This is a genomic window from Hyphomicrobiales bacterium (assembly GCA_039973685.1).
In the GTDB taxonomy this organism is placed as follows: domain Bacteria; phylum Pseudomonadota; class Alphaproteobacteria; order Rhizobiales; family JACESI01; genus JACESI01.
In genome coordinates, this window is sequence record JBDWKL010000042.1 from 19734 (window position 1) to 41591 (window position 21858).

At 49.2% G+C, this 21858-nt stretch carries 19 protein-coding genes; 17 read left to right on the forward strand and 2 right to left on the reverse strand.

Annotation, left to right across the window (positions count from 1 at the left end):
- The first annotated feature begins 5 nt into the window (after nucleotides 1-5).
- Together tgt and ABJO30_10670 are read left to right on the forward strand one after the other, a co-directional pair.
- Entirely contained in the window at nucleotides 6-1136 is a 1131-nt protein-coding gene (tgt, locus tag ABJO30_10665; protein ID MEP3233279.1) for a tRNA guanosine(34) transglycosylase Tgt, read from the forward strand.
- Nucleotides 1137-1329: 193 nt separating this feature from the next.
- Entirely contained in the window at nucleotides 1330-1506 is a 177-nt protein-coding gene (locus ABJO30_10670) for a hypothetical protein (GenBank protein MEP3233280.1), read from the forward strand.
- Nucleotides 1507-1563: 57 nt separating this feature from the next.
- On the opposite strand, the gene ABJO30_10675 is transcribed toward ABJO30_10670, so the two are convergent.
- Nucleotides 1564-3627, reverse strand: a complete 2064-nt coding sequence (locus ABJO30_10675) for an NAD(+) synthase (protein ID MEP3233281.1) — start codon at nucleotides 3625-3627, stop codon at nucleotides 1564-1566.
- Between the two features lie 197 nt (nucleotides 3628-3824).
- On the opposite strand from ABJO30_10675, the gene ABJO30_10680 reads away from it, so the two are divergent.
- The 9 genes from ABJO30_10680 to ABJO30_10720 all read left to right on the forward strand — a co-directional run bounded on the left by ABJO30_10680 (nucleotide 3825) and on the right by ABJO30_10720 (nucleotide 14286).
- Entirely contained in the window at nucleotides 3825-4553 is a 729-nt protein-coding gene (locus ABJO30_10680) for a GntR family transcriptional regulator (GenBank protein ID MEP3233282.1), read from the forward strand.
- A 33-nt stretch (nucleotides 4554-4586) separates the two neighbouring features.
- Complete coding sequence (oxc, locus tag ABJO30_10685; protein ID MEP3233283.1) at nucleotides 4587-6314, forward strand: oxalyl-CoA decarboxylase; 1728 nt, start codon at nucleotides 4587-4589, stop codon at nucleotides 6312-6314.
- Between the two features lie 28 nt (nucleotides 6315-6342).
- Nucleotides 6343-7602, forward strand: coding sequence for a formyl-CoA transferase (gene frc / locus ABJO30_10690; GenBank protein MEP3233284.1), 1260 nt, complete (start codon nucleotides 6343-6345; stop codon nucleotides 7600-7602).
- Nucleotides 7603-7636: 34 nt separating this feature from the next.
- Nucleotides 7637-8554, forward strand: a complete 918-nt coding sequence (locus ABJO30_10695) for a methionyl-tRNA formyltransferase (protein ID MEP3233285.1) — start codon at nucleotides 7637-7639, stop codon at nucleotides 8552-8554.
- A 201-nt stretch (nucleotides 8555-8755) separates the two neighbouring features.
- Nucleotides 8756-9733, forward strand: a complete 978-nt coding sequence (locus ABJO30_10700; GenBank protein ID MEP3233286.1) for a tripartite tricarboxylate transporter substrate-binding protein — start codon at nucleotides 8756-8758, stop codon at nucleotides 9731-9733.
- Between the two features lie 34 nt (nucleotides 9734-9767).
- Complete coding sequence (locus tag ABJO30_10705) at nucleotides 9768-10298, forward strand: tripartite tricarboxylate transporter TctB family protein (GenBank protein MEP3233287.1); 531 nt, start codon at nucleotides 9768-9770, stop codon at nucleotides 10296-10298.
- A gap of 14 nt (nucleotides 10299-10312) precedes the next feature.
- A complete protein-coding gene (locus ABJO30_10710; protein ID MEP3233288.1) occupies nucleotides 10313-11848 on the forward strand; it encodes a tripartite tricarboxylate transporter permease in 1536 nt (511 codons plus the stop codon).
- 16 nt (nucleotides 11849-11864) lie between these two features.
- Nucleotides 11865-13610: a hypothetical protein gene (locus ABJO30_10715; protein ID MEP3233289.1), complete on the forward strand. Its 1746-nt coding sequence runs from the start codon at nucleotides 11865-11867 to the stop codon at nucleotides 13608-13610.
- A gap of 31 nt (nucleotides 13611-13641) precedes the next feature.
- A complete protein-coding gene (locus ABJO30_10720; protein ID MEP3233290.1) occupies nucleotides 13642-14286 on the forward strand; it encodes a hypothetical protein in 645 nt (214 codons plus the stop codon).
- Nucleotides 14287-14356: 70 nt separating this feature from the next.
- Here ABJO30_10720 and ABJO30_10725 read toward each other — a convergent pair whose 3' ends face one another.
- Complete coding sequence (locus ABJO30_10725) at nucleotides 14357-15043, reverse strand: M48 family metalloprotease (GenBank protein ID MEP3233291.1); 687 nt, start codon at nucleotides 15041-15043, stop codon at nucleotides 14357-14359.
- 208 nt (nucleotides 15044-15251) lie between these two features.
- Here ABJO30_10725 and ABJO30_10730 point away from each other — a divergent pair, with 208 nt between their 5' ends.
- The 6 genes from ABJO30_10730 (at nucleotide 15252) to ABJO30_10755 (ending at nucleotide 21855) form a co-directional block, all read left to right on the forward strand.
- On the forward strand, nucleotides 15252-15698 hold the full coding sequence (locus ABJO30_10730; protein MEP3233292.1) for a hypothetical protein: 447 nt from the start codon (nucleotides 15252-15254) through the stop codon (nucleotides 15696-15698).
- Nucleotides 15699-15881: 183 nt separating this feature from the next.
- Nucleotides 15882-17894, forward strand: coding sequence for a DEAD/DEAH box helicase (locus ABJO30_10735; GenBank protein MEP3233293.1), 2013 nt, complete (start codon nucleotides 15882-15884; stop codon nucleotides 17892-17894).
- Nucleotides 17895-18016: 122 nt separating this feature from the next.
- A complete protein-coding gene (locus tag ABJO30_10740; GenBank protein MEP3233294.1) occupies nucleotides 18017-18451 on the forward strand; it encodes a Rieske 2Fe-2S domain-containing protein in 435 nt (144 codons plus the stop codon).
- Nucleotides 18448-19668 carry an aromatic ring-hydroxylating dioxygenase subunit alpha gene (locus ABJO30_10745; GenBank protein MEP3233295.1) on the forward strand — a complete coding sequence of 407 codons (1221 nt, stop codon included), beginning with the start codon at nucleotides 18448-18450 and terminating at the stop codon, nucleotides 19666-19668. The genes ABJO30_10740 and ABJO30_10745 overlap by 4 nt, the downstream gene beginning before the upstream one ends.
- 1 nt (nucleotide 19669) lies before the next feature.
- Nucleotides 19670-21133 (forward strand): glutamine synthetase family protein, encoded by a 1464-nt coding sequence (locus tag ABJO30_10750; protein MEP3233296.1) that lies wholly within the window; start codon nucleotides 19670-19672, stop codon nucleotides 21131-21133.
- A gap of 2 nt (nucleotides 21134-21135) precedes the next feature.
- The gene (locus ABJO30_10755) at nucleotides 21136-21855 is read left to right on the forward strand and encodes a hypothetical protein (GenBank protein ID MEP3233297.1); all 720 of its coding nucleotides are present in this window, start codon (nucleotides 21136-21138) and stop codon (nucleotides 21853-21855) included.
- Nucleotides 21856-21858: the final 3 nt, after the last annotated feature.

The following is a 21858-nucleotide window of genomic DNA, read 5'->3' on the forward strand; positions in this document are numbered from 1 at the left end:
TATCCATGAGTGTTCCTTTTTCATTCAATCTCAAAGCAACAGATGGCAATGCACGTCGCGGTGAGGTAGTCACCCATCGCGGAAACATTAGAACGCCCGCGTTCATGCCCGTTGGTACAGTTGCGACCGTCAAGGCGATGTATCCAAATCAAGTGCGTGATCTTGGTGCCGATGTGGTGCTGGGTAATACCTATCACTTGATGCTTCGCCCTGGTGCTGAGCGGATGGCGCGGCTTGGCGGGCTTCATAAGTTTATGAATTGGCCGCATCCTATTTTGACGGATTCAGGCGGTTTTCAGGTGATGTCCCTTGCCACCTTGCGTAAGCTCACGGAACAAGGTGTTACCTTTAAATCTCATATTGACGGTTCCAAGCACGAGATGACGCCAGAACGGTCTATCGAAATTCAATGTCTGCTTGGGTCAGATATTCAAATGCAGTTGGACGAATGTGTCGGACTTCCAAGTGAGTTTGATGACATTGAACGCGCTATGGAACTCTCCCTTCGTTGGGCGGAGCGTTGTAAAGTTGCTTTTGGTGATCGCCCGCAACAAGCGATGTTCGGCATCGTCCAAGGCGGTGACAACGAGAAGCTGCGCGAACGCTCGGCACTCGCATTAAAGGGGCTGGACCTTAAAGGCTATTCCATCGGCGGGCTTGCGGTTGGTGAACCGCAAGAGGTGATGATGTCTATGCTTGATGTCACATGCCCGCTGCTACCAACAGATAAACCCCGTTATCTCATGGGTGTTGGAACGCCGGATGATTTGATGAAAGCGGTCGCGCGCGGCGTGGATATGTTTGACTGCGTTATGCCAACACGGGCAGGGCGCCACGGACAAGCCTTTACACGCTTTGGCAAGGTGAACCTTAAAAACGCCCGCCACGCAGAAGATCACCGCCCACTGGATGATCAAGCCGACTGTGAAGCATCAAGCGGTTATAGTCGTGCTTACTTGCATCATTTGGTTCGTGCCAATGAGGCGCTGGGCGGAATGCTTTTGACGTGGAATAATTTGGCTTACTACCAAACCCTGATGCAAGGCGCGCGTGATGCTATCGAGCAGGGCCGTTTTGCTGATTATTATAATGAGTGTCGCGAAGGCTGGGAACGCGGTGATATTGACCCGCTTTAGATTTTTGGCCCTAGGGCGTTAAGCGTCTGCTTGGGTGGATTTTGGAAATAGGCGTTGCAATAGGCTGTTCACGAACGCGTTACTTTTGGTCGTGATAATCTTGGTTTTGTTTGAATTGTAAGTGATCGCTCCTGTTCCCAAATTAATATTGTCGGGAAGACAAAAACAGAAATTAAGCTCAGGAGACAACATTATGAAAACTCTTATCGCAACATTGATCGTATCTTCATTCGCTCTTACAGGCGGTGCATTTGCTGAAAAACAAAATACAAATACAGCAAACGTTGAAGCCTCTTCAACAAATGGCACATTTTCAGGCTTGAACAACGATGACATTGATGCATTGTTTTACGAACCTGTTGAGCAATAAGCGCCACACGAACTAAACTTCTAATTAAAAAGAGCGGCCTGCTTTAAGGCCGCTTTTTTATTTGTCTGGAACGTTATCTTCCAACTGCTTAATCCAAACAGCCGAAGAACTATCTGAGGGTGCACGCCAATCGCCGCGCGGTGACAGTGAGCCGCCAGAGGCTACTTTCGGCCCGTTAGGCACAGCAGAGCGCTTGAACTGGCTGGTTTGGAAGAAGCGCCACAAGAACACACGCAGCCATTTTCGGATGATTTTGAGCGAATACTCATTCTTTGCATCATCTTCCATGTGCGGCGGCCAATGGCCTTGCTTCTTATCTCCCCACGCATGCATCGCCAAAAACGCGACCTTTGACGGTTTCAGCGAAAAGCGGGAGATGTAATAAAGATTGAAATCTTGCAACTCATAAGGGCCGATATAATCTTCGGTGCGTTGCGCTGGTTTGTCGTTGTTATCATCACTTGCGGGCACGAGTTCAGGCGAAATTTCCGTATCTAAAATACGTTCAAGCACGCTTGATGCATCCTTGCCAAATCGCTCAGACACTGAGACCCAGCGGATGAGGTGCTGGATAAGCGTTTTAGAGACTGAACCATTGACGTTATAGTGGCTCATATGGTCGCCCACACCGTAAGTGCACCAACCAAGGGCGAGTTCTGATAGATCACCCGTACCAAGAACCAAAGCATTGTGATGGTTTGCCAAGCGGAACAATGTTGCCGTTCTGGCACCTGCTTGCACGTTTTCAAAGGTCACGTCATAGAGTTTTTCACCCTCAGCATAAGGGTGGCCAATATCTGAAAGCGTTTGTTTGGAAACTGGCTCCATATCAATTTCTGACGCTGTAACCCCCAGCGCCGTCATCAAATCCCATGCTGATGATTTCGTCTTAGTGGATGTTGCAAAAGCGGGCAGGGTATAGGCGAGGATGTTCTTGCGGCTGATGCTCAATTCATCAAAGGCTTGAACTGCAACCAATAGCGCTTGTGTTGAATCAAGTCCGCCAGAAATGCCGACAACGATTTTGTCGATCGAGGCCGACTTTAGCCGTTTTGCAAGACCTGCCACTTGAATGTTGTAGGCTTCAAAACACAGTTCATCCAGTTTCGCATCCTCATTTGGCACATAAGGAAAACGGTCCAGAGGACGACGAAGGCCCAAATCTTCTTGACGGTTGGGCTTCAAAGCAAAGGAAATGCGACGAACCGCCTTGTACCCTTCATGGCCTGCACAATCAGCAAAGGTTGTGTGGCGCATACGTTCTTGGCGTAGCCGCTCAAGGTCAATATCCGCACTTACCAATTGTGGTTCAAGGGAGAAGCGTTCTGATTCACCCATCAAAGCGCCATTTTCATAAATCATGGCGTGACCATCCCAAGCAAGGTCGGTGGTGGATTCACCTCGGCCTGCTGCGGAATAGAGATAAGCACAGTAATTGCGGGCAGAGTGCACGCGGCATAAGGCATGGCGGTAGTCGGATTTTCCAACTGTCACATTGCTTGCGGATAGGTTGGCAATGATATGCGCGCCTGCCATTGCTGTATAAGACGACGGCGGCACAGGCACCCAAACATCTTCACAAACCTCAACACCAAAGGTGAAGTCTGCGATATCGCTTGCTTGGAAGATGAGATCATCGCCGAACGGCGCTTCTTGTCCCGCGAGCAAGACTGTATTTGCGTTGATGTTTGTGCCTGCTGTGAATTGGCGATGCTCATAAAACTCGCGGTAATTCGGCAGATACATTTTAGGTGTGACGCCTAAGACAACGCCGCGGTGGACTGTTACGGCGACATTATAAAGCAGCGAATGAACGCGCAGCGGCATGCCGACAACGAAGACGGGGGCAAGCTTTAAGCTCGCTTCGACAAGCTCTCCGAGCGCTGCCTCACACGCATCCAGCACGGCATCTTGGAAGAAGAGATCATCGAGCGTATAGCCGCTAATGCCAAGCTCTGGAAAAATCACGAGACTTACATTGTCATCATGTGCCTTTTCCAAAAGCTCGAGCGTTGCCGCGCCATTAGAAACAGGATCAGCCACCACAACATTGGGCGTTGCCGTTGCCACACGTAAAAAGCCATGTTCGTGTAAGTTATAGAAGTTGCGGCTTTTTGACATTTTAAGTCCTTCAAGAAACTATCGTTTCTGCTTGTGCCAACTTGTGGTCTCTAGGTCAAATGTAGTGGCATTTTGATCTCAATTAAAGTTCTCGTTTGTTCGAATGCAGAAAATTTAATGCGAAAATCAGCGATCAGATGTTGACATCTAGTCGCTGTGTATGTGGTATACCACATTAACTATTATTAATATCTGTGGTGCGTTTCGCGTTGTCTATTAGTGAAAAACTCAAACCAATACCGTCAACTTTCACGCTGAAGGATCACATCCATCAGGTGTTGAGAGAAGCGATTATGGATATGAATATCTATGATGATGCGACCGACTTGCGGCTTGATGAGCGTAAACTTGCTGAGCAACTCGGTATTTCTAGAACGCCAGTGCGTGAGGCGTTGACCCGTTTGGAAATGGACGGATTTGTTGAGATACAGCCACGTAAAGGTGTCTTCGTTCGGCGTAAATCAATGACCGAAATACTTGAAATGATTGTGCTATGGGCAGCTTTAGAAAGCATGGCGATCCGGCTTGCAAGCGACGTTGCAAGCGACGAAGATATCGCCAGCTTGCGAGAGCTAGCAGCCCATTATTCGGTCAGCGCAGCCAATGCGCACATCGAAGAATATTCAGAAGCAAACATCAAATTTCACCAACGGATTTTGGAAATCTCACAGTGTGCTCTTTTGAAAGAGACGGCTGATGGGATGTTCCTGCACATGCATGCGGTGAGGCGGCGGGCTATGGGCGAAAATGATCGGGCAGAACGTTCTGTTGCCGATCATATGCACATTATTGAAGCGTTGGAAGCACGAGATGGCGATCTTGCGAGCCGTTTGGTGCGCGAGCACACAATGCGATTGCACCAGCACATTAGGCGCACGTGGATTACTTTAGAACGAATGAACGAGCGAACAAAAGCAGCCAGTTAGTTCTGGTGCTAAGGCAACTATAAGGACGGCGAAATGTCGAATACTGAAAATTCTGAAGCAACCAATGAACAAGCGTTGACCGATGGCTTCCATCTCGTCATCGATGCTTTAAAACTCAATGATATCGACACAATTTACAATGTTCCCGGTATTCCAATCACCGACCTTGGCCGTATGGCGCAAGCGGAAGGAATGCGGGTTGTTTCCTTCAGACATGAGCAGCACGCTGGTAATGCGGCGGCAATTGCTGGTTATCTCACTCAAAAGCCAGGGATTTGCCTAACAGTTTCCGCCCCTGGATTTTTGAATGGTCTGACATCACTTGCTAACGCCACAACCAACTGTTTTCCGATGATCCTCATTTCAGGTTCTTCAGAGCGTGAAATTGTTGACCTGCAACAAGGTGACTATGAGGAAATGGACCAATTGGCGATTGCCAAGCCGCTTTGTAAGGCTGCCTTCCGTATTCTACACGCTGAGGACATTGGTATCGGCATTGCTCGGGCAATTCGCGCCGCATGTTCGGGGCGTCCGGGCGGGGTATATCTTGATCTACCTGCAAAACTGTTCTCCCAAACAATGGATCTTGATGCAGGGCAAAATTCACTTGTGAAAGTGATTGACCCAGCCCCCGCCCAACTTCCAGCTCCGAGTGCGATTACCCGCGCGCTTGATGTGCTGAAAGGCGCTGAACGCCCGCTGATCATTTTGGGTAAGGGTGCTGCTTACGCGCAGGTTGATGAGCAAATTCGCGAATTCATTGAAATGACGGGTATTCCGTATTTGCCGATGAGCATGGCGAAAGGTTTATTGCCAGATTCTCACCCACAATCAGCCGGTGCTGCGCGGTCTTTGGCGCTTAAAGAATCTGATGTTGTGATGCTTGTTGGCGCGCGCCTCAACTGGCTCTTGTCGCATGGTAAGGGCAAACAGTGGGGCACTTCGCCTAAGAAATTTATTCAGTTGGATATTGAGCCGACCGAGATGGATAGCAACATCGAAATTGCAGCCCCTGTGGTGGGTGATATTGGATCTTGTCTTTCAGCCTTTAAAGATCAAATGGGCAGTGACTGGAAACAGCCGCCAGAGCAATGGACCAATGCCATCCGCGAAAAGGTGACGACTAATATTGCTCGTATGGAGCCTAAATTGATGAACAACAATGTGCCAATGGATTTCCATGGTGCGCTTGGTCGTTTGGGTAAAATTATGGAAGAGCGGCCAGATACTATCCTTGTGAATGAGGGTGCTAATACGCTCGATTTCGCCCGTTCTATCATCAATATCTACAAACCACGTAAGCGCCTTGATGTGGGCACGTGGGGCGTGATGGGGATTGGCATGGGCTTTGCCGTTGCGGCTGCCATGGAAACCGGACATCCAGTCCTAGCCGTTGAAGGTGATAGCGCCTTTGGTTTCTCCGGCATGGAGATTGAAACCATCTGCCGTTATAATTTGCCTGTTTGCATCGTGGTGTTCAACAATAACGGCATTTATCGCGGGACGGACCAAGACCCAACAGGGCGCGATCCAGGAACAACGGTGTTTGTTAAAGATGCCCGTTATGACCAGATGATGGAAGCGTTTGGCGGTGTTGGTATCTATGCAACATCACCTGATGAACTCGCTAAAGCCGTCAATGATGCGCTTGATAGTGGCAAGCCAACGCTCGTCAATGCAGTGATTGATGAGAACGCTGGCACTGAAAGTGGCCGCATCGGTAATCTCAACCCGCAAAGCGTGGTTGGTAAAAAGAAATAACGAAACAAAACAATAGGTTTATAAGCTAATGAAAGCTCTAGACGGTATCAAGGTTCTCGATTTTACACACGTTCAATCAGGCCCCACATGCACCCAACTCCTCGCTTGGTTTGGCGCGGATGTTTTGAAAGTAGAACGTCCCGGTGTCGGTGATGCGACCCGTAAGCAGCTTGTCGATGTGCCGGGTGCTGACAGTCTCTATTTCACCATGTTGAACCACAACAAGCGGTCGATTGAACTGAACTCTAAGAACGAAACTGGCAAAAAAGTGCTGACCCGCTTGATCGAAGAATGCGATGTGCTGGTTGAAAACTTTGCACCAGGTGCATTGGACCGGATGGGTTTTTCTTGGGAGCGTATTCAAGAGATCAACCCGAAGATTATTCTAGCCTCCATCAAGGGTTTTGGTCCGGGTAAATATGAGGACTGCAAAGTCTATGAGAATGTTGCACAGTGCGCGGGTGGCTCAGCTTCAACAACGGGTTTCCTCGATGGACCGCCGTTGGTAACGGGTGCACAGATCGGCGACAGTGGTACTGGTTTGCATTTGGCGATGGGTATCGTTACGGCTCTTTTCCAGCGTGAAAAATCTGGTAAAGGTCAAAAAGTTACGACAGCCATGCAGGACAGTGTTTTGAACTTGGCGCGGGTGAAATTGCGTGACCAACAACGCCTTGCTTCCGGTCCGTTGAATGAATATTCGCAGTTTGGCGAAGGCATCCCGTTTGGTGATGCGACGCCGCGTGCGGGTAACGATTCAGGTGGTGGCCAACCGGGCCGAATTTTGAAGTGTAAGGGCTGGGAGACAGACCCGAACGCTTATACATATTTCATCATCCAAGCAGCGGTTTGGGAAAAGGTTTGTGACGTTATCGGCAAGCCAGAATGGAAAGCCGACGAAGGTTTCGCCAAACCGCCAGCACGTCTTGATAAGCTGAACTTGATCTTTGAAACAATCGAAGAATGGACCATGACCAAGACGAAGTTCGAGGTGATGGAGATGTGTAACCCGCTTGATATTCCAGTCGGCCCAATTCTATCCATGAAGGAAATTTCGGAAGATGAAGGCCTTTATGAAACGGGAACAATGGTGAGAGTGCCGCACCCTGAGCGTGGTGAGTATCTTTCTGTTGGTTGCCCAATCAAACTGTCTGACAGCGATGTGGAAGTTGAACGCTCTCCATTATTGGGCGAGCATACCAAAGAAATTCTGCAAGATGTACTCGGCTTTGAAGGCGACGCTCTGGAAGAGATTATTGCTTCTGGTGCCGTGGGCGAGGTGAAGTAGCGTTGTTTTATCAAGATAAAGAAGAGGTTCTGCAATGCGTGTAATCGTGATGGGACAACAGGCTTTTGGCAAAGATGCATTGGCCAAAATACTTGATGCAGGAACGGACGAAGTGGTGGCGGTTTATTGCGAACCAGACCGCGAGGGAAAACCTGTAGACCCGATAAAAGAATTTGCAGCGGAAAAGGGTTTACCCGTATTCCAGCCCGCAAATTTCGATGATGCGGAAGCCCTAGCTACGCTTGCGTCACATGAGGCTGATCTCATGGTAATGGCGTTTGTGAATGTTTTTGTGCCAGAAGCAGCACGCGATACGCCGAAGCTTGGTTCTATCTGTTTCCACCCATCGCTCTTGCCGCTTTATCGCGGACCATCCGCTGTTAATTGGCCGATTATTATGGGTGAAACGAAATCTGGATTTTCGTGGTTTTATCCTTCTGATGGGCTTGATGAAGGCGATAGTCTTCTTCAGTGGGAATGCGAGATTGGACCTGATGACACGGTGATCGATCTTTATTTTAAGAAGATTTATCCAGTAGCAGTCGATTCCGTTCTCGAAGTCTGCGACCTGTTCCGCGCTGGCAATCCGCCGCGCATTGTTCCTGATGAGAGCAAGGCGAGCTATGAGCGCCGTTGTGTTAAAAAACATGCACGTGTTGATTTCAATAAGCCCGTAAAACACGTCTATGATTTGATCCGAGGAACGAACCCAGCACCAGGTGCATGGACAACGCTCAACGGTGATGAGGTCGGTATTTATGACTGCGAACGTGTTGCTGGTGACGGTATCTCCAGCAAGGTGATCAGTGTCTCTGACAACGGCGTTGAAGTGCAAGCCATTGGCGGGCGGGTTTTGATTAAGCGCGTTAAACCAGTAGGCAGCGGCAAAATTCCTGCGGCTGAATGGGCTGCTAGCGTAAATTTGTCCAAAGGTGATCTTTTGGGAAGTTAAATTCGATCAGTTATCTGATTGAGTAGAGATCTGCTTGATTTAGCAGGTAATTCAAGAAGCAAATGTGGCCGTTGGGAGGCGGCAACAGGAGCATAAGACGAAGGGAATACTAAAACTAGAAAAAGGCTGAACACATAACCCCAAAGTGGATTTTTAGATCCAAGGGTTGCCGTGTTTTGCCAATAAGCCACGGAGGATATTATGGCTAAAACGAAGAGACTATTGGGAGGAATTGTTGGTGCAATTGCAGCAACAGCGACACTATTCATAGGGGCTGCAAGCGCCTTTGAACCGAATAAGCCTATCGATTTTGTTATTATGGCCGGTAAAGGCGGCGGGGCTGACAAGATGGCTCGATTGATGCAAGCCATTGTCGAAAAAGAAAACCTTGCAAATCGGCCACTCGTGCCAACCAATAAATCTGGCGGTTCTGGTGCTGAAGCACTGGTGCATATGAAAAACGCGGGTGATCCTGACCACACAATTATGGTGACGTTGAACTCGTTCTTCACAACCCCGCTTCGCCAGCCTGGTCTTGGTGTTGATGTGAAGAAGTTCGCACCTGTTGGCCGCATGGCAGAAGATACTTTCTTGCTTTGGGTCCACAAAGATGAAGGCATCACAACCTTCGAACAGTTCCTTGTAGAAGCGGAAAAACGCGGTTCTGACTGGGTTATGGGCGGAACTGGCAAGAATTCAGAAGACAACATCATTACAGACTTCCTGAACGATAATTTCGGGCTATCTATCAAGTACATCCCATACAAGGGTGGTGGTGCTGTTGCGAAAGATTTGGCGGGTCGTCAAATTACCTCATCAGTGAACAATCCATCTGAAGCATTGGGCTTTTATGAGTCTGGTGATGTGATCCCATTGGTCGCGTTTACAAATGAGCGCCTGCCACTGTTCAAAGATGTTCCAACCGCCAAAGAAAAAGGCGCGGACTTCTCATACTTCATGCAGCGCGCTGTTGTTGGTGCACCAGGCATGTCCGCTGAAGCAACTGCTTATTACAGCGACTTGTTCACCAAAGTGTTCAACTCAGCTGATTGGCAGAAATATAAGAGCGACAAGTCGCTTCAAGGTGATTTCCTCGCAGGTGATGGTCTGGTTTCTTATTGGGATACTCAGGTAACGCGCCACAAGAAAATACTAAAAGCATCTGGCGCGATTAAATAAGCGCTCGATTATTCGATTACTGGGAGGATATTTGATGAGACGAGCTGAGATCGTTACCGCTGTTTTGTTGGGTATCCTCTCCATCTATTTAATGTGGAAGAGTGGGGAACCACCATCGTGGAACCCTGATGTGAAACGCTTTGCCAATGTTGGCTTCATCGAAGGTGAGGGGCCTGGCAGCGGATTTTGGCCGTTTTGGCTCTCCTTCGTCATGCTGATTTGTTCAGGATGGGTTGGCTATAATTGGTACAAGAAAACCTCACCGCCTTCACAATCTGAAGAGCCGTTTTTAGATAACTACGGCAAGAAAATGGTGATCATGGTTGGCGGCGGCCTGCTGGGTTTTATGGCGCTGATCCATGTGCTCGGCTTCTACGGCGCGATACCGGTTTTCATGATGTATTACATGATCGTGCTCGGTCGGCATACTTGGCTTAAGTGCCTAATCATCTCTGTTTCAGTGCCTGTTGTGAGCTTCTTCTTTTTCGATGTTGCTATGCGGATCGTGCTGCCCAAGGGGTATCTCGAACCGCTTTTCATCCCTCTTTATGATATTTTTCTCTAGTCGCGAGCCCACCCATGGAAGTTATTGGATCCCTCATAGATGGAATTTTGATCGCACTTGAGCCTGTTAATCTCGGCTTGGCCATTATCGGTGTGATTGTTGGATTGTTTGTTGGTGCTATGCCGGGCCTTGGCTCTGTAAATGGTGTCGCGATTTTATTGCCATTCACCTTTGTTATTCAAAGCTGGACGGGAACGGCGACATCGCCGATGATTTTTCTTGCTGCCATCTATTATGGCGCCATGTATGGGGGGGCGATTTCCTCGATAACGCTTGGCATTCCGGGCGCGTCAACAGCGGTTGCAACCACCTTTGATGGGCGACCAATGGCACTTAAAGGGCAGGCGGATAAAGCGCTGGTGACGGCGGCGATCGCCTCCTTTGTTGGCGGCACGGTTTCAAACGTTCTCTTCACCGCCTTCGCCCCGCCGCTTGCAGCTGTCGCGCTGAAATTCGGTAATCCTGAAATTTTCGCACTTATGCTTTTGGCGTTCGCAACATTTGTTGGGCTTGGTGGTGATGATATTCCAAAGACCATCATCTCAATCTGTTTTGGTCTGGTGATGGCAACCGTCGGCTTTGATATTATCTCAGGCGAACCGCGCTTGATCTTCTTTGACATCACTGGCTTCACCCACGGCATTCGCTTCCTTGTTCTTGCCATCGGCGTTTACGGGATTGGTGAAATGATATGGACGATCAACTCGTCTCGAGACAAGAATACCATGTCTGAGGTGACGATCAATTTTGACCGTATCATTACGGCGATCAAAGAATTCCGTTATGCGTGGCGTGGGACAGCTATTGGCTCTGCGCTCGGATTTTTCGTTGGTATTCTGCCAGCAGCTGGCGCAACACCGGGGGCCTTGATGTCTTACGGCGTTGCCAAGATGACATCGTCAAAGCCTGAGGAATACGGCAAAGGTTCGATTGATGGTGTGGCCGCACCAGAATCGGCGAATAATTCCGCTTCAACGGGTGCTATGTTGCCGATGATGACACTCGGCATTCCAGGTTCTCCAACCACGGCTGTGTTGTTGGCGGGTATGGTGATCTGGGGGTTGCAACCCGGCCCATTGTTGTTCCGTGATCAACCAGAGTTCGTCTGGCCGTTGATTGGTTCGTTTTATATTTCTAACTTCGTGGCTGTGATCATCAATCTGGCGTTCATCCCGATATTCCTCTGGATGTTGCGGATGCCGTTTACAATCTTAGCGCCGCTCATTTTCGTTTTGTCATTGGTCGGTACCTATGCGGCTTATCAAAACCTGTTTGATGTGTGGCTGATGTTGATATTTGGCCTTGGTGCATTCTTCCTGCGATTGTTGGATTACCCACTTGCACCAGCCGTTTTGGCGATTGTGCTTGGGCCAATTGCGGAGCCGACCTTGCGGCAATCTTTGTTGCTATCAGATGGCGAGTTTTCAATCTTCTTCACCCGTCCAATTGCGGGGCCGATTACAGTGATTGCGATCATTCTGATCTTCTTGCCGCTTATCAAAAAAATCAGAGATGGTTTTCGCAAGAAGCCACCGCAGGCAACGAGTTAAGAAATAGGGGGGTGCTGTGGATAATGATGCCCCCTTTGGTCCGTGGAACCCTGGGCTTCAGTCTGAAATACCAACCAGACTAATGCCGCTGGTGACATTGTATCGGCCTGAAAATGGCGAGGTCTCCTATGAGCAAGCTGTTGAGCTGCGTGACACCTTCGGCTTGCCCTTAGAGCTGCTTGCGACTTTTACGCCAGAACGGCTGATTATTCATCGGCTGCTGGTTCGCATAACGGCGGATTTCACACTTAAAGATGGGCCAGCTTACGAAGACCTCGGCATTAGCTTGCGTGGCATGGTGGAGCGATTATTTGCAGAGCATGTAAAACCGAAGCTTGGCGATTTTACGGCCCAATATAAGCAAGTCAGAAGCGATGCTGCTCGAATTATCGACGTCGAATTAGCTGGGAAATTTGGTCATCCAGCACCTAGTGAAGTTGAAAAGAAGCCCCGTGGGCTTTTCAAATTCTTCGCCCCAAAAGACAAACAACCGCCGCGTGTGAGCGAAGAAGAGCGCCAACTTAATGCATTGAATGATTGGCAAAACATACAGACGACCGAAGCCGATGCGCTGAAAAAGGCGTGTCTTGCAGCGCTGCATCGTGTTGTCGGTTCCCATATCGGTCAACGTGGTCGCATCGTTGCGGAACATGATTTGATCCGCGATGTCTGCGTTCGTTTGGTGCTCAATCAATACGGCGCGAACGAGATCAATCACACGCTCGACCCGTTGATTGATGAGGCAGCAAGGCGCGAACAATATCGTGTGTTGCCGAACCAGAAAGAGCCAGTGATATTCAACGTTAAAGGCGCGTCCGCTTCTGGCAAAAGCACGATACGCGGAGAACAACGGCGCATGGCGGAGCGGCTTGGTGTGCCGTGGGAGGACTTCGCGCTCATCAGCCCCGATTATTGGCGCAAGTATCTGCTGGAGTATGAGAGCCTTGGTGATGATTATAAATATGGCGCGATGCTAACAGGCCGCGAATTGGAAATCATCGACCGCAAGCTTGATCACTATATGAGCGAAAAAGCGAGCAAGCGCGGCATCTCCCATTTGCTGATTGATCGGTTCCGCTTTGATAGTTTTTCAACCAACCCCGTTGATGAAGCAAGCAGTCGATTACTCACGAGGTTTGGTCATACGATCTACCTGTTCTTCATGGTGACACCGCCAGATGCTCTTGTGGAACGCGCATGGGGACGGGGGCTTACAACAGGGCGTTATAAGGCGGTTGATGATCTGCTCTATCACAATATCGAGGCCTATACGGGCATGCCGAACCTGTTCTTTTCTTGGGTCCAATCAAAAGCAAAAGCGGTGCATTTTGAGTTCTTGGATAACTCGGTCAAGAAAGGAACGAAGCCAAAAACCGTGGCGCTTGGCTGGAATGATGAGATGATTGTCTATGACATTGAGGCCTTGCTGCAAATTGCTCGGTTTCAAGACATCAACATTGAAGCTGGTTCGCCAGATGAGATATTTGAAGACCAAAAGAGCGCCAATGATGCTGCCTTTTTGGAAAGCTGTGTCGAGCGATTATCGAAGGTGCGCTTTATCGAGCCGAAATCTGGTGAGTGCTATGCCTACACCCATGAGGGCGCGATTTGTCTTGCGAAGGGTGACAAGCATGCAAAGCAGAAACAAGCCATCAAAACGGCGCTCAAGGAGAGTGCGCTTAAGGTGATGGACGGTGAGGGCGACGCTCAAACCTTTGACCCAGACAAAGAACGCTTGTGCTCTGTTGGGGCATGGGGCTAGTAGGTGTTGAATGGTTTGCGAAGGGTAAGAAATGAAGCTGCAGGTTTTGATAACGGGGTTCTCGAAATTTCCTGGTGCGCCAGTAAACCCGACCGAGAGCTTGATTGAATGGCTTAAGGCGCAAGACCTATCGCGGTTTAACGCGGACTTTCATTTTCACCTGTTTAAGACGAGCTATGCCCAAGTGGATCGTGACTTGGCGGAGCTTTCAAAACAACTCAATCCAGACGTGGTGCTGCACTTCGGGCTAGACCAAAACGCCACGGGTTTTAAGCTGGAGGCCACGGGCAAAAACGCGCTGCATACGGATAAGCCAGATGTGGATGGCCATTGTCCAGCGGCGTGTATTTCTGCAGATGGGGCGAGCGAAATTCCGTCGACGTTTCCCACTCGATTGATTGGCGAGACGCTAAAGACCAAAGGCCTCAACGCACAACACTCCCATGATGCGGGCGGGTATTTGTGCAACTACCTGCTTTACCAAACGCTCAGCACCGACCACTGGCAAACCCCGCCGCGCTTTGCTGGCTTCATCCACGTACCGCACCTTGAGGATGACCGCGCCGTGGTTGAGGGCGTGAAGGGGGCAGAGAGCTTGTGCTTTATGGAGCGGGAGAGCTTGCGGGATGGGTGCTTGGTGATTGTTGATGTGTGTTTGGAAGGGCTGGCGCGCTGAATATCTTATTGTTTGTACCGCCCAAACGCACATCAGCGTAGCTGCGAGGTTTATCGTTCAATGCTATTTGTTATCCACATTGATCTAGCTGATCTTCTTTGAGCATATCGAGCAACACTTTTTTACGGTGAATAACGGGAAGGTAGCCTCGATTTTTATAGTACCACCATATCTCAAGCCGATCCGACCAACTCTGTTCGCCATGTAAATCTTCATAGAGTGAATCGGGACCATAAACGCCTTCAATGTCACCATGGTCGAGCGCGACCTTCTCCAAAATATCGAAGATTTTTAAGCAATTCTCTGCATCATATCCAGCTTGAATACAAAGACGTAGCGCATAAAGGTCAGCTTCGGCTTCATCATCACATCCGTTCACTAAACGATTGAGGTTGATTTTTAACATTCCAACAAGCGAGTCAATAAACTCAGGAGCCTGTTCTGAAATCCACCCGTTATCGTAATCAAGGTGGCCAAGTTTTAGATGAGCAAATTCATGACTGATTATGAAAGCTAATACTGCATCATCGGCACAGAGTTCTAATAATCTATGCGAAACGTAAATTTGCTGTTCAATTGTCACGAAAGCGGTGTGGATCGGCGCTCTAAGAATATGTACTGGAGTGTCTGACAGCTCGGGTTTGATCTTCGTGAGGGTTTTCACCACGCGATCTACGTTTTCCTTCGCCCAAGTGTCATGAATTACTTCAAATGATCCGGTAATAGTATTGTGTATTTCTTCATTGTTATTTTCCATAATATCTCCTAATTATTACGTGGTTATTTTTCTTTGTGGTTTCAAATGTATTGTAATGCATTTGATTTTTATTATTAATTTATTCTGTTTGTATTTTTAATTCGTAAATTTAGAAGATTCGTAGCTTCAATGCTCGCAGGCCATTTGATTGTGCTCCTTTTCTGTGTGCTTATGCCATCATTAAAAATGGGAAATGAGAAAACACATCATGGCACCTAAAAATCTATCGGCGGCGTTGTTGGTTCTCCGGCTCGGTGGGGCGTTTTTTTTGTTTGCTTGGGCGAGTTTAAAGTTCATTCGGCCTGAGTGGATGGTGAGTGTTTATAACAAGACTTACGGCTGGGAATTTGTCACCAATGAGTTTGCTTATGGTGTGGGTGTGGTGCAGTTGATTGTCGCCGTGTGTTTTATCATCGGGTATCAGCGCACCGCGATTTATGGCTTCGTGGTGGTGATCCATTCAACAGGCGTTGCAGCCGCCATTCCGCGCATGATGAATTATTCGACCTTTCCCCATAACCGCTATCTCACCACGGTGACAGCGCTTGCCGCCTTCGTCGCGCTGTTTATGATGCGGGAGAGTGATAAGTACACCGTTGATCATATCCGCAATAAACGCAGTGAAGTGGCGGGTGGCGGCGATTTTAGCGGCTAAAAGTGGTTACATAACCGTTTGTGGGGACCCAACGTTAAGCAAACAAGCCGACAAATGGTACAAACTGCCCATTTGCCCTATACATTGGCTGCAATTCACTCTACTAGAGCCTCACAAGATCAAAAAGCGATCGCTTTTAGACCGAAATGGCTGCTGAGCAGCCCATAAAAGAAAAGAATTCCTTTGAAAAAAGTATTGCAAGAAGCACTCGATAACCGCGGGTATGCGGAACTTACACCTGTTCAAAATGCCGTTTTAGACCCAGAATTAGAAGGCCGCGATATGTTGGTCTCAGCCCAAACGGGTTCGGGTAAAACGGTGGGTTTTGGTTTGGCCATTGCCCCGACCATTCTGGGCGATGACGAAAAATTCGGTAAAGCAGGGGCGCCGCTCGCTCTTGTTATTGCCCCAACCCGCGAACTTGCGCTGCAAGTGAAACGCGAATTGGCGTGGCTTTATGAAAAAGCAGGCGTCGAGATTGCATCATGTGTTGGTGGTATGGATGTGCGCGAAGAACGCCGCACGCTGGGCCGTGGTGCTCACATTGTTGCTGCAACGCCGGGTCGTTTGCGTGACCATATTCAGCGCAAGGGTATCGACCTTAGCCAGCTACAAGCCGTTGTCCTTGATGAGGCCGACGAGATGCTTGATCTTGGTTTTCGCGAAGACTTGGAGTTCATTCTCGGTGAAGCGCCTGAAGAACGCCAAACATTGTTGTTTTCTGCGACTGTTCCAAAATCCATCATTCGTCTGGCGCAAAATTATCAAAACCGTGCTGAGCGTGTTGTTGTGCAGTCTAAATCAGACCAGCACGCGGATATTCGCTATGACGTGATGAACACATCGCCGCACGATACAGAAAAAGCCGTGATCAACACGTTGCTCTATCATGATGCGCCAAACGCAATCGTCTTTGCCAACACACGCGCAATGGTGAACCGTCTTTCCGCCCGCCTTTCTAATCGCGGTCTAAAGGTTGTGTCATTATCGGGTGAATTGTCACAAGCAGAACGCACCCACGCGCTTCAAGCTATGCGTGATGGTCGCGCTAGAATTTGTGTGGCGACTGATGTGGCCGCGCGCGGTATTGATTTGCCGAACCTTGATTTGGTGGTTCACGCTGAGTTGCCAAACAACCACGAAACTTTGTTGCACCGCTCAGGCCGTACGGGTCGGGCAGGGCGCAAGGGTGTTAGTGCGCTCATCGTGACGAAGAAGACCTTCAAAAAAGCACAACGCATGCTGCATATGGCGAAACTCCAAGCTGATTGGATCCAGCCACCTTCTGCTGATGCGGTGAAGGAAAGAGAATCTGAGCGCCTGTTCAATGATGATACGTGGCAGACGCCTGCCTCTGAATCAGAGCAAGAGGTTATTAGCAAGTTAGAGACAACCTTCACACCGGCTCAATTGGCGACGGCTTATCTAAGGCTTTATCGGGCGCAACGCTCATCGCCTGAAGAATTATCAAGCAACAACCCGACACTCGACTTTACACCAGAACCGCGCCAAGAGTTTGGACCAAGTATTTGGTTCTCCATTACAGGTGGCCGCAATAAAGGCGCAGAACCACGCCAGATTTTGCCAATGGTTTGTAAATTTGGTGGTCTGAACAGACGCGACATTGGTGCAATCAAACTTGACAATGATTGTTCTTATGTCGAAATCGCTGAAGCCAAAGTAGAGGCGTTTCTTTCTGATTTAGGTGATAGAATGGAGCTTGAAAAAGGCGCCGCTATCACACAGCTTGCTGGTGCGCCGAGTGTCAGTGAAAGACCATCAAGACATTCTAAGAAGGATGGCAAGTTCGGTAAGCCAAGACATTCCAAGTCGTCTAAGCCATTCGGTAAAGGTGGCAAAGGTGGCGGGCGTGGTGATCGCCCAGAGCGTGGTGAGCGCGGTGATCGTCCAGAGCGTGGAGAACGAGGCGATCGGCCATTCCGTGGTGATAAGCCAGCGTCTAAAAGAAGCAAAGGCAAGCAAGGGCCGAGCGATTTTTCAAATGACAGCGGTAATGCACCTAAACCTCGCGGCGAAGCGCCAAGAGGTCGTGGAGATGGGGGTGGCGGTGAACATACACTAAGCCGCAAGCCAAAAGGCGCGAAGCCACCTATAGGTAAGAAATCAAGCAAGAAAAATCGCGCTCGCAGCGAAGGCGGCGGCAAGCCGTTTAAAGCTGGTAAGCCTAGAGATTAAACGGTACTTTTTTCCGCTTATACAATTACGCATTAGCCGATCCTTGGGGTCGGCTAATGTTCTTTACATTCAAATTTTGATCGTTAGTCTACAAACTGCTTTATACGGTTTGAGATTACGCCATGCCTCCGCATCATTCCATTATTGATGGAACATCTGACCGCCAAGACGGCTGGGTCTTTATTGCGCATCGTCGCGACCTTGATCGTCCGCGTCCGCTTCTTCCAATTTTAATCGATGAAAAGCCGCTTTTGCTCTTTCGTGATGACGAAGGTGAGTTGGGCTTAATTGGGCGCAATTGCCCGCATCGCGGTGCTGATCTTTGTTATGGGCGCTTAGAAGATAACGGCATTCGTTGCCCGTTCCACGGCTGGCATTTTGACCGCACAGGCCAATGTGTCGAACAACCTGCAGAGCCTGAGGGGTCGCACATGTATAAGGCGATTAAAGTGCCGATGTTGCCTTTGTACGAGGTTGATGGTCAAATCTATGCCTACACGGCAGAAGGTGAACCTTCGGGTCTTCCAAAAATACAATCAGTCGAAGGTGCATCATGATACCGCAAAGCTTGAATGATCAGTTGACGCGCATTGGCCCGCAAACATCTGCTGGCAAGGTGCTTCGGCAATATTGGCAGCCTGCAGCCTTGGTTGATGAGCTTGATGGCGATAAGCTGTTGCCTGTCAATTTGATGGGCGAACGATTGGCGTTATGTCGCGGCTCCAATGGTGAGCTACACTTAGTCACACGCCAGTCCAACCCTGATGAGCGTCCAACCTTTCACCCTGAACAGGTGATTGTTGATGAGAGCGGCCCGACTTATCCGATTGTCGAAAAGCGCGGCATCTTCTTTGCGTTTATGGGTGAGGGCGCGCCGCCCGCGTTTCCGAATTTTGATTGCTTTAGAGCGCCTGATACGCATGTATTTGCATTCAAAGGCTTGTGGGAATGCAATTGGATGCAAGCGCTAGAGATTGGTATTGATCCGGCCCACGCAAGCTTTTTGCATCGTTTCTTAGAAGATGAAGACCCAGACGATAGCTACGGCAAACAGTTCCGCGATAAGGCGGCACACACCAATATGCCGATGACGCAGATATTGCGTGAGTATCCACGCCCAGAATTGAAAGTGGATGAAACCGACTATGGGCTGAAGATTACCGCCCTTCGCCATATGGAAAACGAACTGACCCATGTGCGGGTGACTAACGCGATTTTCCCCGAAGCGATTTGCATTCCGATGTCGCGTGAGATGACCATCACACAGTGGCATGTGCCTGTGGATGATGAGAATTGCTATTGGTATACGATGTTCACAAGCTTCGACACGCCGGTGAATAAAGAGCTGATGCGTGAACAGCGCTTGGCGGAACACACTTTGCCAGAATATGCGCCGATCAAGAACAAGTCGAACGATTATCACTATGACCCTGACGAACAGCGCAATGTCACCTATACGGGCATGGGGCTAGATATCAACGTGCACGATCAGTGGGCGGTTGAAATGATGGGTTCTATTCAAGACCGTACGCGTGAGCATTTGGGGCGTTCGGATGTGGCGATTATTCGTCATCGCCGTATGTTGAGACAAGCAATAGCAGCCGTGGAAGCTGGCGAATTAGATGCATTGCCGATGCAACAAGTAGACGCCTCAATGGTGGTCGGACCACTTTCCAATGATGCGGTTGCGTCCACAGACAATTGGCAAAATGCCAGTTGGGAACAAGATATGGAACGACGTGCTGCTTGTTCGTGGGATGCGTCGGTCAGTTAAAATGAGCCAAGACCTAATTGCTAAAATCAAAGCAGGGTTGCTTGCTAAGAAATCAGTTTTGACTGAGAGCGATATTGAAAGCGCGGCTGCCTGTATCTCGCAAGTAGAAGCTGACAAGGTTGAAACGGTGCGCTTGGTCTTTCCAGATCAGCACGGCATTTTGCGCGGTAAGAACATTGTAGCAAGTGCGCTTGCTTCTGCCTTTGCTTCTGGCGTTGGTATGCCGTCTACCTTGTTGCTTAAAGATACATCGCAAAAGACCGTATTTCCCGTATGGGATGATGATGTTTCCATCGGCAGCCTTGCGCTTAATGGGGCGAGCGATGTGTTGATGGTGCCGCGTGCTGAGACAATGGTGACATTGCCGTGGTCGCCGCATTCTCGTTTGATCATGTGTGATCTGGTTGACCGCGAAGGCCAGCCGATCAGTGTTTCATCCCGCCAAGTGCTGTCGAACGCCGTCACAAAGCTCAGTGATGCTGGTTATAGCGCTCTGATGGGCCTAGAGGTGGAATTCCAGCTCTATGAGCGTGTTGATGACGGCATGGATCACTCTGATGCCACAATGCCGCCTAAAGCCGTTAAAACGCGCAACTTGACCCAAGGCGGTCAGTTTCTGGCCGAACATCGCTACCGCGAAGTAGAAGCGATCCTTGATGAGCTTCGTCGTGCTGGTGAGCAGATGGGGCTTGCGGTTCGTACGATGGAAATTGAAATGGGGGCGAGCCAGTTTGAATTTACCTTCGAACCATCCGACCCAATGACGCAGGCAGATCGGTTTGTATCATTCCGCACCATGGTGAAAGAGATCAGTAGCCAGAAGGGGCTACATGCTAGTTTCATGGCAAAGCCAAAATTGCCAAATGCGGCGGCAAACGGTTGGCACATGCATCAATCACTCTCTTCAATTGAGACAGGTGAGAATTGCTTTACACCGAGCAAAGGGAACGAGCTGACGAAAGAGGCGTCGGGATGGATTGCGGGTTTGCTGGAACATGCAATGGCATCTTGTCTTTTAACAACACCGACGGTGAACGGATATAAACGGTTCGCGCCGTTCCAACTTGCTCCAAACCGTATTCAGTGGGGCTATGATAATCGTGGGGCTATGGTTCGTGCGCTGCTTTTTGAAGGTGATGGCGCAAGCCGAATAGAAAACCGCGTGGCAGATTCTACTGCGAACCCTTACTTTGCTTTTGCTGGTCAAATATTATCGGGTTTGGATGGAATTGAGCGCGGTGCGACACCACCAGAAGCCACCAACTCGCCTTATGATAGTGACGCGCAATTGTTGCCTGAAACCTTGGCTGAAGCGATTGAGGCGTTTGAGGGCAGCGCTCTCTATCGTGCATCGCTTGGTGATGCCTTTGTCGATTATCTAAGCCATATCAAACGGGCTGAATGGAAGCGCTATTTGATGACTGTTTCTGAGTGGGAACAGGATGAGTATTTCAATCTATATTAGGTATGAAAACCAAACCCACCATCATCCCGCTCGCAGGCCATGTCTTTGAAGACACGATAGACGGGTATTTCCCGCTTCAAGAATCCTTAAAACAAATGATGAAGCGGCAAGGGTTTAGCGCGGCGGTTGTTTCTTTGAATTTTGCCCCTGCAATGGATATTCCAAATCTTGCGCATGAAGACCCCGTTCCGCTCTACGTGACAGACGGTTTCGGTTGCATGATCAACCATATGACCCTTGTTGTGCGCCATATCGGTGACAAGGTGGAGGTTGAAGGGCTGGGTGATTGGAAATGGTTTGACGGCCCCTTGATTGATACACCTCATTTTTCTCCGCTGCATCGGTTAGCGGAGCCTGCCTTCATCAAAGGTGTTGGGTTTAGGCGAGGAGAGGTGGACACCAAGCTTTTAGGGCACGTTGAAGAAGGAAGTCATTCACCCCAATTTGCACTTTTGGGGTTTAACAAGAATGATAACATTACATGTGATGAGGTTTTAAAGCCGCTTGGGTGGTCTACGGCGAGGATAATGCTTAAGAGCTCTGACGGTAAAACGATTGATCGCGATGAGACGCTGGTTGAAGCTTCAATGTTACAGCGGATAGACGGGGCGTTTACCTGTATAGACCCGTCTAGCGATTTCATCATTTGTCGTGATGACAAGGGACTTGATAGAGGCTCTTCGTTTTTAATCGAAAAACATTGGCGCCTCTTCGCCCCCTGATAC

What these genes read in the sequence shown, in the direction of transcription:
- tgt (MEP3233279.1), top strand. Translation starts at nt 6, where the DNA reads ATGAGTGTTCCTTTTTCATTCAATCTCAAAGCAACAGATGGCAATGCA.
- ABJO30_10670 (MEP3233280.1), top strand. Translation starts at nt 1,330, where the DNA reads ATGAAAACTCTTATCGCAACATTGATCGTATCTTCATTCGCTCTTACA.
- ABJO30_10675 (MEP3233281.1), bottom strand. Translation starts at nt 3,627, where the DNA reads ATGTCAAAAAGCCGCAACTTCTATAACTTACACGAACATGGCTTTTTA.
- oxc (MEP3233283.1), top strand. Translation starts at nt 4,587, where the DNA reads ATGTCGAATACTGAAAATTCTGAAGCAACCAATGAACAAGCGTTGACC.
- frc (MEP3233284.1), top strand. Translation starts at nt 6,343, where the DNA reads ATGAAAGCTCTAGACGGTATCAAGGTTCTCGATTTTACACACGTTCAA.
- ABJO30_10695 (MEP3233285.1), top strand. Translation starts at nt 7,637, where the DNA reads ATGCGTGTAATCGTGATGGGACAACAGGCTTTTGGCAAAGATGCATTG.
- ABJO30_10700 (MEP3233286.1), top strand. Translation starts at nt 8,756, where the DNA reads ATGGCTAAAACGAAGAGACTATTGGGAGGAATTGTTGGTGCAATTGCA.
- ABJO30_10705 (MEP3233287.1), top strand. Translation starts at nt 9,768, where the DNA reads ATGAGACGAGCTGAGATCGTTACCGCTGTTTTGTTGGGTATCCTCTCC.
- ABJO30_10710 (MEP3233288.1), top strand. Translation starts at nt 10,313, where the DNA reads ATGGAAGTTATTGGATCCCTCATAGATGGAATTTTGATCGCACTTGAG.
- ABJO30_10720 (MEP3233290.1), top strand. Translation starts at nt 13,642, where the DNA reads ATGAAGCTGCAGGTTTTGATAACGGGGTTCTCGAAATTTCCTGGTGCG.
- ABJO30_10725 (MEP3233291.1), bottom strand. Translation starts at nt 15,043, where the DNA reads ATGGAAAATAACAATGAAGAAATACACAATACTATTACCGGATCATTT.
- ABJO30_10730 (MEP3233292.1), top strand. Translation starts at nt 15,252, where the DNA reads ATGGCACCTAAAAATCTATCGGCGGCGTTGTTGGTTCTCCGGCTCGGT.
- ABJO30_10740 (MEP3233294.1), top strand. Translation starts at nt 18,017, where the DNA reads ATGCCTCCGCATCATTCCATTATTGATGGAACATCTGACCGCCAAGAC.
- ABJO30_10745 (MEP3233295.1), top strand. Translation starts at nt 18,448, where the DNA reads ATGATACCGCAAAGCTTGAATGATCAGTTGACGCGCATTGGCCCGCAA.
- ABJO30_10750 (MEP3233296.1), top strand. Translation starts at nt 19,670, where the DNA reads ATGAGCCAAGACCTAATTGCTAAAATCAAAGCAGGGTTGCTTGCTAAG.
- ABJO30_10755 (MEP3233297.1), top strand. Translation starts at nt 21,136, where the DNA reads ATGAAAACCAAACCCACCATCATCCCGCTCGCAGGCCATGTCTTTGAA.